The organism is Methanosarcina barkeri MS (assembly GCF_000970025.1).
GTDB classification, from domain to species: Archaea; Halobacteriota; Methanosarcinia; order Methanosarcinales; family Methanosarcinaceae; genus Methanosarcina; species Methanosarcina barkeri.
In genome coordinates, this window is record NZ_CP009528.1 from 948390 (window position 1) to 960613 (window position 12224).

Consider the following 12224-nt stretch of genomic DNA (forward strand, 5'->3'; position numbering starts at 1 on the left):
ATTTATTTCCTTATTTTGGTACAGAATTTTCTACAGAGTTCAGTAGGTAAAAATGGATTCAAGAGTTTAAATATAAAATATCTTTTGAACTACAGTAATGCAGAGAAGAGTTATTAATCCTTAAAAAGTAATCGTTTTTAATTAACTGATGAAGCCTAAAATATGGAATCCACAGAAAAGAGGAAGAAAAAACCCTTTTCAGGTTTTATTTTCAAGTTCAGGTCTCAACCTTGCGTATTCTTGAGCTTTCTCATTTCCCTTATGCGCCTGGCAAGGATTTCTCCAAGATAAAGCACAAGCGCAGTAAGGAGTACATACACTTTCAGGCTTACCTGCTCATCGGATTGTTTCACTGAATTCTGCCGCGCGTCTTTCAGTAGAAGGGCTCTTGCATCCTTCTCATTGTAAATTTTTCCTCCGGTAGAAAGGACAAGAGGCTCTATATCCTCATTGAGTCCTACATCCCTGTACTCAAGCGGGTAATTTACTGCAAGCGGGTAGCCTGAGATATCATGAATCCCAATACTATTTGGATTCACATTTGTCTCATAGGTATTCTTTCCGGTTAGAGCAAGGTCCAGAGCATTGCCATCTAGTTTTAGCTGCGGGATTCCTTCATCGTACATTGTAAGTGTCAGGTTGGAGGGAGTGCCAAGCCAGGTATCCGGGCTGTCCACAACAGTTCCTTCTTCAGCTCTCGGGTTCGCTATTGCCCAGTTGATCATGCTTGAAATTAGTCTGGCACTCGATCCGTTATAAACATTAGTCGCCCAGCGAGAACCGTCCCCTTGCCCATTGTCTGTGGTAAAAGCTGCAACTCTTCCTAGTCCGAAGCGCCATGTAGTAAGTACTGGTTTTCCATTTGAAGTAGTTATAACCAAACGTTCAGCCCCGGCTTTTGGAGTCACGTCGTTATATCCTGTGATATTGGAAGTAAGGTTCACATCTTTCGTAATGAAGCTATTTGGAGAATAAACATAGAGAGAATAATCAGAAGTTGCATTTTCTTCTGTCTCTTTTTCTTCTTCGTTCTCTTCTTCCTGAGACTTATCGGTTGACTTAAAGACTATGTTTGCCCTTTCACTCATATTAATGTGGAAATAGTTTTTCTCAAGCCCGAGTTCCTTCATAAACATCTCAGCATAATAATTTCTGGATTTGTCAATCTGGGAAGGAGCTACTGAACGAATATGGATAAAGTACAGGTTTACACCGAGTTTCTGCAGTTCTTTTGCAGCTTGAAGGCTTGGCTTGTAGGAATCTTCGATTGCTCCGTCTGAAATAATAATAGCATCAAGTTCGCCTTCCTTGCCGGTAAGCATTTCCTTTGAAATGTTGAGTCCTGCATCTAAGGAAGTCTTGCTTTCCTCGTCAGGAGCCAGTTTCTCGATTTTGTCTTTAAGAGTTGCCTGGTTCTGAGCAAGTCCAAGGAAAACAAAACCTCCTGAAACATCATATCCCTTGCTTCCGAATGCGATAATTTCGGCGTTTGCATCTTTGAGATTTTCGTTCTGAAGAATATATATGGCATTTCCCAGGATGTCTCCCTGGGTTTTGTGGGCTGTAGTACTGGGAGAAACGTCGAGGATCAGGACAAGGTTTCGTCCTCCCTTATATTCGGAAGGCCTTGAAATCACAGGTAGGATTTTTTCAAACGAGGAATTAAGATAATTGCCATAATTATATGCTCTTTCTCCTCCTACAACTACCAGTCCACCTCCATTAGTAACATACTTTCTAATTTCTTTTACTTGTGTCTCCGTAAGATTATCGGCGAACTGGTTATCAAGTGCCAGAGTTTTGCTACTGTTCAGAGCACTTGCTCCAGGATAAGTAGTGAAAACAGAAGTGTTGTAAAGTTTGTTAAGGATTTGAGCAAGGGGTGAATTCGGCTCACCGGTAACAAGAGTGAGCTTTGGTTTGGGAATTACATACACGGATTTATAAAATTTATTGTTAATACTACTCAGATCTTCTCCGGAAGGAGTAATCTTTACACTGATATTGTGAGCACCAAGAGTGCTAAAAGTGTGCCTGAGATTAGGGGAAATAGTATACTGTGTTGAGTTTTGAGTAACGTCGCCACTTTGGGAAAGTTCCCCATCTACGTATGCTTCATAGGAATAGCTAACACTTTGATTTGAAGCCTGGCGGACAACTATATCAAATTCGTTTGGGTTATCCACAATTACACTTTTGTCCCCATGAATTTCTACACTGAGGTCATTTGTCTTAAGTTCAGGCTCGACAAGGTAGACTGAAGTATTGGTTTCTTTGGCAAAGCCGAGGGCATCAACAAGGCTCTTCCCGGAGTTGTTATTCCCATCAGTAATCAGAACAATCTGATTACCAGTGCCAGAGTACTGAGTTACAGCATCTCCAAGATTTGTTTTATCGCCTGTAAGCTGGACTAAGGTTGTAGAGGTATCAGCTGCAAGGGCTTTATACAGGTCATTACCTGTTTCATTAGAAAAAAGCCCCATACTTGAGGTCTTATCCTGAATTAGTACAAGTGAAGGATTGTCTTCATTAACAGTCTGCGTAACCGTTGTAAATGGAGCAGCCAAAGCGAGTATAAGGAGGAAAGCTACAAGCATCCTCCATTCCACAATCTTCGTTTTTGTCTTCCGCAGGAGATAGAACCCGGCAATTGTCACAGGAATGATGAGTAAAAGCATTTCCGGGTGTTCAAGGGATATATTCATAGTTCACCCCGCCGGCGCACGATCATAATTTCAGCTAGTATGAGGAGGAACATAACTACTATCAGGTAATCAGTAATGTCATTTTTGGCAGTATAAGTATCAGCCCTCACAAGTTTGGACTTATCTTCCTCAGCCGCCCGCTGAACAACATCAGATGCATCAACTGTTGTGTTTGATTCCTTGTCACTATAAAGGTTGACTGCAATCTTCTTTCCTGATATTTCGTAAATTCCCGCCTCATCAAATAGAATATGGTTTGAAGTGAATGTTTTCGAGGGAGTCTTGATTTCTTCAGTCTTCGAAAGAGACGTTAAAGTACCTGTATTCAGGTTATATTCAGAAATATCACCTGTCCCTCCGAGCCATTCAACAAGTTTTATCCAGAACACAGGATACTCAGGCAAGTTATGGAAATTATTCCAGGCATTGTCCCCGAGTTCATCATCCAGCCCCATATAGAAAACGGTCCCTTTACCTACCTGCCAGTAACTCAAGATCGGAACTCCATTTTCTAGAGCTACCAGGGTTGTCGAGCCGGTTCTTTCAGTTGCGTCCAGGTATGTGTGGACTGAGATCTCATCACTTCTAATGTCCTTTGTAATACTGCTCTGCTGAACTTCCTTAACTCCAAGATCGGTTCCATTTGTTTCGTTCTCAATTCCGGTAGGTTTTACAGGTAAGATCTTAATTAGGCCAACCTCAGTTTTCTCGGGGGCTAAGGCGCCGCTTGCGATGAAAACTGCATTGCCTCCGTTTCTTACATAATTTTCAATTGTATCTACTGAATCACTAGCAATTGGAGTTTCTTTCTGCGCAAGAACTACAAGTGTGTAATTGTCAAGGGAAGAAGGCACGGCTTTTGTGACACTGAGATTGCTGTTCGGAAGCAGGGAGAGTGCCGTTTTCGAAGGTAGTTTCCCATCGTCAGTGATAAAGAGTATACGCTGCTCTAAAGTCTCTGGAATGGAAATGTAAGCTTTATTGTCAACAGGTAAACTATCTTTCACATTAAGCTGAACCGTTGTAATCCCTGGCCCAAGGTTTTCAAGTGTGAACTGTTTTGTCCCTCTTGCCGGGACGTCAAGGGAAAATGACGTTGAGTTTCCTGAAGCTCCGCTTCCGGTCTCGATTTCAACTTTCTCGCTTTGATCTTTATAGTTCTTAATTACACCTGTGTAGCCGTATTTTCCGTTCGTGGCTTCGATCCATCCGTTGATGACCCCTATGTTATCGGCAGACTTTCCGACTTTTACGAAATTGACTGAAATCCCGTAAGACTCGGCCAGGTTTTTGGAACTAACAGGATCGTCTCCTTTCGAATTCGTGAAATCCGATATAACGATGATTTTTCCCCCTCCTTCTTTTGATAAAAGACGCATACCTGTAGTTATGGCTGCAGACAGGTCGGCAGTACCTGCCCCCGGCTGAACCTGACTTAATATCTCCTTTGCAGAGGACGCATCGCCTCCATCAAGAGCAAGACGAGGCGTATCCGAAGCCAGGATTATGCTATTTTTCTTGCTCACATAACCATCGGCAATCTTAACAGCATCATCAAAACGAGAGTCAACCTGCATACTTGCAGAGGTATCAAGGACCAGCACTGTATGCTCTCCGCTCAGCGGTTCCTGTGAAGTATAGTAATACCCTGCTGCGCCAATGGAAAGAAGAATAAGCATCAGGAGCTGGATCAGGAAAAGCGGGTCCTGCACAATTTTGGTAAGTGATGCATATACCCGTTTTCTCTCCCTCTCAAGTTTTAGTACAAACATGAGCGAAGGAATTGCAAGTACCTTCGGTCTGGGACGGAGCATGTAAATAATGATAAGCGGGATTACACTCAGGAGAGCAATAAGAGCAAGGGGGTTTTCAAAAGGCATTTTTAGCGTCTCCTTCTCCTGATGGTATAGTAAAAAGCATCAAAAATGGGGGTGTCGGTTGTAAAAGTATAGAATTCAGCCCCTGTCTTCATACAGGCTTTTTTAATTCTTGCGCTGTGATCATCGAGCTTTTTAAGATAGCGTTCTTTAAACTTCTCACTAACATAAGTCCTGACTTCTTCTCCGGTTTCAAGGTCTATAAGCTTGCTGTTACCCTGGATAGGGAGTACTTTTTCCGTGGGGTCTAGCACCTGGATCAAAATCAGGTCATGGTCAGATAACCTGGAAACTGCGGTTTCTATTGCCTCGGGTTCTTGAAGAAAGTCCGAGATAAGGATTACAAGGGACCTGGACTTGATTTCCCTGCTGTATTTTATGACAGCTTCCCCTATAGAAGTGCTTCCAGATAGTTCAAGCTCTGTCAGTCTATCAATTGCACGTAAAAGGTTTTTTCTCCCGCGGCTGGGTTTGTGTATATCGACTTCCTGTGCAAAGGTTGAGATTGCGAACCTATCGTTATATTTTGTTACCATGTAGGCGTAGCCTGCCGCGAGCATGGCAGCATATTCAAATTTTGAAGTTCCTTTTTCAGGGTAGTTCATACTTTTACTGGCGTCCAGAAGTATATGGGTTGTAAGGGTTTTCTCTTCCTCAAACTGCCGCACATAGAGCTTCTCAGTCCTCGCATAGGCTTTCCAGTCGATATCTTTCAGGCTGTCGTTAAGATCATATTCCCTGAACCCGATAGTATCAATGCCGTGCCCGCTTCGGGTTGAGGGACGGTTTCCGGCGTAAACAGTAGATACCCTTTTCCGGACAGAGAAGGTAAAGCGGTCAAGCTGCCTGAAAAAGTCCGTTTCTATGTTTTGTTTTGTGCGAGTCATTCTGGATCGTCAATAAAAAGTCCGGTTTATTCCGGACCCGGAAAAACCTTCAGGGTTATTTTAACTTCTTCTACAGTTCCTTCCCTTACCTGGGAATCCCACTCATGTTTCATTTGAGCTTCCGGATAATCTCCTCAATAGCCTGATCAGGAGTCATCCCGCTTCTTTCGGCTTCGAAGGTCAGGATAAGCCTGTGGCGGAGAACCGGATATGCCATATAATCGACATCCTCTTTGCTTACGAAATTCCTGCCTTCTATAAGGGCTCTGGCTTTTGCGGCAAGAATAAGGCCGATAGATGCTCGTGGAGAAGCCCCGTACTCGATATGCTCTTTGTCTTTTCTTGTCATGCCCACAATAGAAAGAACACGCTGTTTTAGCTCCTCGGAGATTGGGACCTGCCTGGTCAGTTTCTGCAAATCGAGGAGTGTGGATTTATCAAGGCCTCTGGACACTTTTGGGACTTCGGATTTTGTATAGCGGTTTATTATTTCCATTTCTTCTTCATGGGAAGGATAATCTACAAGGATTTTTAAGAGAAAACGGTCGAGCTGGGCTTCAGGCAAGGGATATGTGCCTTCCATTTCTATGGGGTTCTGGGTGGCAAGAATGAAAAAGGGACGGTCAAGCATGAATGTATCGTTTCCGACCGTTACCTGTTTTTCCTGCATAGCTTCCAGCAGGGCTGACTGGGTCTTAGGGGATGCCCTGTTAATCTCATCCGCAAGAACAACATTTGCAAAGACCGGCCCTGGCTGGAACCTGAATTCTTTTTTGTTGTCCTGCTCTTCAATAACATTTGTCCCTGTAATGTCAGAGGGCATGAGATCAGGAGTACACTGAATCCTGCTGAATTTCAGGTTCATTGCCTTTGACACTGTGGAGATCATAAGCGTTTTTCCAAGCCCTGGATTGCTCTCAACTAGGGCATGCCCTTCACAGAGTATTGCGATCACGATTTGCTCCACTACTCTATTCTGGCCCACCACAACATTTCCAATATCTTCAAAAAAACTTTTGAAAATTGTGCCTGCGTTCTGGTAGGTCGTTGTAGCCTGACCAGAATCGGTATTATTTTCATTCATATCCGCTTCACCCTTTAAGTTCCTGTTTTTAGAGGCTTAAGAAGCCCGATTTTCTGGATGTCACATGCTCATGCAGCAGTATTTCTCCAGAGCGGTGTATCTCCGGTACACTGTCTGTAATTCAAAAACTGCTTTTAGACAACCTTCGATTAACCTGATTCAGATAAATTCAACTTTATATAAATGTTCTAAATTATTCTTCTGCAAGTCCTTCAAAGTAACTCTGGATAACGTTCTTGTATCCTTCAGGTAAATTATCATAATAAGCCTGGGAAGCCTCCGCTTCAGGATTTACCAGACCTGATTGGGTAAATGACTCGTTCGTCTGTTCTCCTTCTTCCTGGCTTGTAAAGCCCTGACCTGTACCTGGGGGAATCGTCAGATCAACATCTTTACCTTCCACCACAACAACGGCAGGCTTTCCGAATATGTTTTCCTGGCTGGTGTTATTCGAGGTCCCGCCGTTTTCTTCCACAGGGTAAAGGTCAGAGTTTGAATTCGAAACTAAGGGAAGCTTGTCAATTACTCCGTTAAGGTCAGTAGGGCTGAGAGTTGTCTGGTATCCGGTTCCGGCAACATATGCGAGAACGGCAACTGCAAAAACTATTACAAACAGATCTTTTGCAAGTTTTCTCCTGTCAAAGAAGGAAGAGGACTCTACTGGTTTTGAATCAATTATGACTCCACCTATAAGGTCCCGGGCAATAATGTTATTCGTATTACGGTTATCATAGGCAGTCCTTAATCTCTCCTTGAGTATAGGGTGTGTCTCTTCTATAAGAGCAATAGCATCTTTCTTTTCAGTCTTGTAATGTCTGATAGCTGTAAGGATAAGAGAAAGGACAAAAGCCAGAATAATAAGCCCCAGAGTTTCAAAAACAACCCCAAAGCCCAGAATGCTGTATTTCGCACCGGTATAAGGTTCGAAGATGCTAAACATTAAAAATAAATCTCTCATATTGAAAAGCACGAAAAGTACATAGAGGACAAAATAAGTTGCAAGCAGGTCTGCAAAGGCATAGAGTCCTCTATATTTTTTTAAAGCCGATTCGTGTTTGTTTACTATTTCTTCAATACTCAGAGCCATCTCGCTCCCTTTTGCAACCTGGAAAAAGGCTGTGATCTTAAATAATTATGAGAACGAATTCTGTATTTACGGAACATGCAAATATACTGTCAGAAGATATTCTAGGAAGAGAATAGAAAAAGATAGTATATAAAAGTACACGTTCCTGAATCTGAATTTTTTAGATTCGCACAACAATACAATTTTTGTTAAATTTTGTCTTTAAATTTACGGTTTTAAATATATTAAGACTGCTTTATGGTCTTCTGCCTAAATTCGCAGGATTTTATTTAACCTTTTACTTGTTTTAAAGTGGAATAACTGCGATCACTTAAGTTTTGAAAGCGGGATAGGAACCCAGTATTTTTAGCGTATCGGTTTTATTTTTTATGTCTTTTAATGTCTCTTTTATAAGTACATCACTTGTGTGCCCTTCAAAATCAATATAGAAGTAATAATCCCCAAGTTCTTTTTTAGAAGGTCTGGATTCAATCCTGGTAAGGTTAATATTGTTCTTTGCAAAAGCCCCGAGTATTTCATATAATGCTCCTGGCCTGTCTTTTTCCAGATATACTATAATAGAGGTCTTGAATGCTGAACGGCTGGAATTTTCAAGCTTATCCGGTTTATCTTCAGTGTCACATAAAACCTGCTCATCCGTGCTTTTTCCTGCGGCTCTCAAAACAATGAAGCGGGTGTAGTTTTCTTTTCTGTCCTGTATATTTGGAAGGAGAATCTTCAGCCTGTAACACTCTGCAGCTTCAGGAGAAGCTATTGCTGCCATTTCTTCAAATTCTCCTGCGAGCCTTGCTGCATGGGAAGTACTACCTGTGCTCCTTAGTTCAGCCTCAGGGAAATATTTTTTTAGAAAATGCCTGCACTGGGCAAGTCCCTGAGGATGGGAAAGAACAACCTTAATCTTCTCAGTTCCTCCTTTCGAGAGCAGGCAATGCTCAATTTTTACAACAATCTCTCCTACTATCTCAACCTCATTCTCATAAAGTAAATCAAGAGTAACGCCTACCGAACCTTCAATAGAGTTTTCTATAGGAACTACTGAAAGATCGGATTTTCCCTGTTCCACAGCTAGAAATGCGTCCTCTATATCTGCAAAATGTTGAATTTCTACACTATCTAGCCTATGTCTTAGAGTCCAGATTTGTGCAGCTTTCTCCGAGTACGAGCCTTCGAGCCCTAACACACCGATAATCATCTGAGGGGTTAATTGCGTTGATGGTAATAATATTTTTTGCCCGAGTCCCGCCACCTGATTCTCATCTCTGGAGGGTGGGTCCTTTTCGCTGCCTGATTCCCATCTCTGGAGGACGGTACCTTTTTAGCTTTGCTCAATAGTAAATTTATGGTAAAGATAAACTGATTTTCAACCAGTTATGAGGGCTGATTTTTCAGTATAATTTTCGACTTTCTCTTGCTGTCTAAGAATCTAAAATTCGGTTGTAATCTCCTTTCTCTTTTGAAGTTATGATTACATACTTAAGGGTTACTACATATATGAGAATAGATAGGATCAGGAAAACAATGAGATCTTTATCCGGTTTTGACTATTATTTTTCCAGAACATTGGTTTGACAATAAGTACTGTTGCCCCAGGGAGTTCTAGAAATCTTTGGTTCAGGAAGTGTTCACTTGATATATAAGCTTGTACATAAAGGTGAATACTAAAAGGCCTAAGAATTGGCATAAGCATTATTCCTAGGGAGCATAATTAAGCCAAGTATGGCAAAATTGTTGCACATTTTTTTCTGATTTGAAATTTTTCCCTTAATTCTCCTTTAAATTCGAATAGGATATTATTTAATTTTTAAATTTTTATCTTTATTAATATGTTTTCATATAAATTCCAAATTTTTATATACTAATTTTAACTAAATAAAGATATTCGTTAATTAAAATAGTACAACTTGCATTGTTATTTAAAACTGTACTTGGTCAAATCAATTGCGTTCATGATCTTTATATGAAACACAAATGAAAGCGTATCACATTATAGTAGTGCATTTGTTTGGTTTTAAGTTACAAATATATGTATCAAAATTGTATATTCTTCCTAATATATTTAATCTATAATTATTATTTTACATTAAATTTTCTTAAATTATATTATTAATTATATTATATTTAAAATTCCATGGCTTTTAAGGTACATCAATAAAATCTTCCATCTAATATTTCTATAATATTGGTTTCAAAAAAGAGATACTAAAAAAGAGGTAATAGTTATTGAGTACAGAGCTGCATATGGGTAACAGCTCGCAGTGTATGACTGAAAATGAAAATCTGCGCGCTAAAGGCACGGTTCCCCAAAATGTAACCGTGATTCTTCCGGTCTATAACGAGGAAGTTTCAGTAGGTAGCGTGGTTTTACAGGCGAAGGAATTAGCCAATAAAGTAATTGTTGTGGACAATGCAAGTTCGGACAATACGGTTAAAGTAGCTGAGCTTGCAGGTGCAGAAGTAATTCGCAAACTTGGACATAGAAGGCCGGACTTTCCACTAACAATGGGTATCCAGCATGCCCTAGATTCTGATGTTCTTCTGTTCATGGATATCAGTATTTGTCACGATTCCAAACTAATTCCTAAAATGCTTGAGCCTATCCAAAAAGATGATTTCGATATGGTAATTGGCACCTGTTTTGTCCAATCAAACAGACTACAGGAAAACATCTCTTTTTTGAATGAGATTCAGACCGAAAATAGACCAATAGGATTTTTTGCTTTCTCTAAGCAATGCTTTGAGGTACTAAGTTCCTCTGATATTTACACTTCTTCTGCAAGTGCCATTATTTCTTTTGCTGAAAATAATAATTTGAAAGCAAAGCATCTTGATCTTAAAGAAGAGCACACTTTCAGCCTTTTTAAAAGGTATAATATTGGAGTTGTAGTACCTGCATACAATGAGGAAGCTTTGTTAGGCGCAACGATAATGGGAATTCCTGAGTATGTAAGCCGCATTTACATAGTAGATGATTGTAGTTCTGATCGAACTCCTGAAGTGATCAAAAGTTTAAAAGACTCCAGAATAGTTTCCTTAAGACATGAAGTGAATATGGGTGCTGGAAAATCCGTTGTTGACGGATATAAAATGGCTCTGAAAGACAAAATGGACATAGTTGTTGTCATGGACGGCGACAACCAGATGGATCCATCTCAGATGCCTCGCCTTTTAATGCCTATAATAGAAGATAAGGCTGACTACACTAAAGGAAACAGGCTTATTACCAGAAAAGCCAGAGAAGGAATGAGCACCTGGCGGTTCATTGGAAACACTCTACTTTCACTGCTGACTAAAATCGGAAGCGGTTACTGGGACTTAATGGATCCTCAAAACGGTTATGCTGCCGCATCTCGAAAAGCTCTGGAAACGATCGATCTTGATTCCGTATACACATATTATGGTTACTTAAATGATATACTAATTAAACTCAATGCATACGGCATGAGAGTAACCGACGTTGTAATCCCTGCCCGCTATGGAAATGAAAAATCTTCTATAAAGTATCACAAATACATCTTAAAAGTTGCTCCTATGCTCTTTAAAGGATTTATCTGGAGGATTAAAACCAAGTATGTACTTTTGAGCTTTCACCCATTAGTGTTTTTTTATCTTGCCAGCATGATACTTTTACCCTGTGGACTGCTTTTTGATTTCTGGATTTTGGTACAAAAAGTAATGCGCAATTCTGTTTCTCCAAACTATCCTCTGTTAGGAGTATTTATTACTCTGATGGGTATGCAGTTATTGCTTTTTGCAATGTTCTTTGATATGCAGTCGGACAAGATCAAATATTCGAAGACAGTTTGAAAATGTATTTTGAATATTGTACTCACATTTGTAGGGATGTAATCAAGTTTGCGATGCGAAAATTAAGGCTTACAAACTATTGACATGGAAAGGCATATGTTCATTAAACTTTTCATAAAATAAATGGTACAGTCTATTAATTAAAAAATTTTTTGAAGTGAATTGTATTTGATTCCCTGTTAATGGCAGAAGTTTAGGGAGAAAAGTTGAAGACTTATTCTCTATTGCTTTCATTAGTAAACCTATAATTATTTAAAAACTTTCATCTTCTAACTAGCTGTTATTTTTATCAAAAATAGGATTTCTCAAGATAAAATTCATTCTTTATATCGTAGGTTGCTAAGGAATACCACATTCCTGTCAAATACCACATTCCTGTCAAATACCACATTCCTGTCAAATACCACATTCCTGTCAAATACCACATTCCTGTCAAATACCACATTCCTGTCAAATACCACATTCCTGTCAAATACCACATTCTTGTCAAATCCATTACTTGAGACATTCCTTACATGTTTGAAATATAGAGTCCCATCTTATTGATAATCAGATCCAAACTATAGTAAAAAAGTGTTTTTTCTGTACTGAAACCTGCAAGTCTTTTGAAAAAATGCTTGACCGAAAACCCCAGCAATGACCTAGTCTGCGTGATCACAATCCTTTAAAAAAAAGCTTGACCGAAAATTCCAGTAACGACCTGGTTTGTGTGGTCAACTGGCGCAACGGTTTCGGATCAACGGTTGTGCTCAAGCAGATTGAGGAAAACGAATTATTTTA

At 40.1% G+C, this 12224-nt stretch carries 8 protein-coding genes; 1 reads left to right on the plus strand and 7 read right to left on the minus strand.

Annotated elements, in window-relative coordinates; translation table 11 throughout:
- Positions 1-224: 224 nt before the first annotated feature.
- The 6 genes from MSBRM_RS03940 to pheA all read right to left on the minus strand — a co-directional run bounded on the left by MSBRM_RS03940 (position 225) and on the right by pheA (position 8832).
- The gene (locus MSBRM_RS03940; protein ID WP_048119691.1) at positions 225-2705 is read right to left on the minus strand and encodes a vWA domain-containing protein; all 2481 of its coding nucleotides are present in this window, start codon (positions 2703-2705) and stop codon (positions 225-227) included.
- Positions 2702-4585, minus strand: coding sequence for a vWA domain-containing protein (locus MSBRM_RS03945; RefSeq protein WP_048119689.1), 1884 nt, complete (start codon positions 4583-4585; stop codon positions 2702-2704). Before MSBRM_RS03945 ends, MSBRM_RS03940 begins: the two co-directional genes overlap by 4 nt.
- Before the next feature lie 2 nt (positions 4586-4587).
- Positions 4588-5469: a DUF58 domain-containing protein gene (locus tag MSBRM_RS03950; RefSeq protein ID WP_048119687.1), complete on the minus strand. Its 882-nt coding sequence runs from the start codon at positions 5467-5469 to the stop codon at positions 4588-4590.
- Positions 5470-5578: 109 nt separating this feature from the next.
- Positions 5579-6553, minus strand: a complete 975-nt coding sequence (locus MSBRM_RS03955) for an AAA family ATPase (protein WP_048119685.1) — start codon at positions 6551-6553, stop codon at positions 5579-5581.
- Positions 6554-6746: 193 nt separating this feature from the next.
- Positions 6747-7640 carry an OadG family protein gene (locus tag MSBRM_RS03960; protein ID WP_048119682.1) on the minus strand — a complete coding sequence of 298 codons (894 nt, stop codon included), beginning with the start codon at positions 7638-7640 and terminating at the stop codon, positions 6747-6749.
- A gap of 310 nt (positions 7641-7950) precedes the next feature.
- Positions 7951-8832 (minus strand): prephenate dehydratase, encoded by an 882-nt coding sequence (pheA, locus tag MSBRM_RS03965; RefSeq protein WP_048119680.1) that lies wholly within the window; start codon positions 8830-8832, stop codon positions 7951-7953.
- A gap of 1028 nt (positions 8833-9860) precedes the next feature.
- On the opposite strand from pheA, the gene MSBRM_RS03970 reads away from it, so the two are divergent.
- Positions 9861-11444 carry a glycosyltransferase family 2 protein gene (locus MSBRM_RS03970; RefSeq protein ID WP_052712682.1) on the plus strand — a complete coding sequence of 528 codons (1584 nt, stop codon included), beginning with the start codon at positions 9861-9863 and terminating at the stop codon, positions 11442-11444.
- 317 nt (positions 11445-11761) lie between these two features.
- On the opposite strand, the gene MSBRM_RS20020 is transcribed toward MSBRM_RS03970, so the two are convergent.
- Positions 11762-11923: a hypothetical protein gene (locus MSBRM_RS20020; RefSeq protein WP_155396488.1), complete on the minus strand. Its 162-nt coding sequence runs from the start codon at positions 11921-11923 to the stop codon at positions 11762-11764.
- Between the last annotated feature and the right edge of the window lie 301 nt (positions 11924-12224).

Excerpts from the sequence above, each read along its gene's own strand:
- MSBRM_RS03940 (WP_048119691.1), bottom strand. The coding sequence starts at position 2,705 with ATGAATATATCCCTTGAACACCCGGAAATGCTTTTACTCATCATTCCT.
- MSBRM_RS03945 (WP_048119689.1), bottom strand. The coding sequence starts at position 4,585 with ATGCCTTTTGAAAACCCCCTTGCTCTTATTGCTCTCCTGAGTGTAATC.
- MSBRM_RS03950 (WP_048119687.1), bottom strand. The coding sequence starts at position 5,469 with ATGACTCGCACAAAACAAAACATAGAAACGGACTTTTTCAGGCAGCTT.
- MSBRM_RS03955 (WP_048119685.1), bottom strand. The coding sequence starts at position 6,553 with ATGAATGAAAATAATACCGATTCTGGTCAGGCTACAACGACCTACCAG.
- MSBRM_RS03960 (WP_048119682.1), bottom strand. The coding sequence starts at position 7,640 with ATGGCTCTGAGTATTGAAGAAATAGTAAACAAACACGAATCGGCTTTA.
- pheA (WP_048119680.1), bottom strand. The coding sequence starts at position 8,832 with ATGATTATCGGTGTGTTAGGGCTCGAAGGCTCGTACTCGGAGAAAGCT.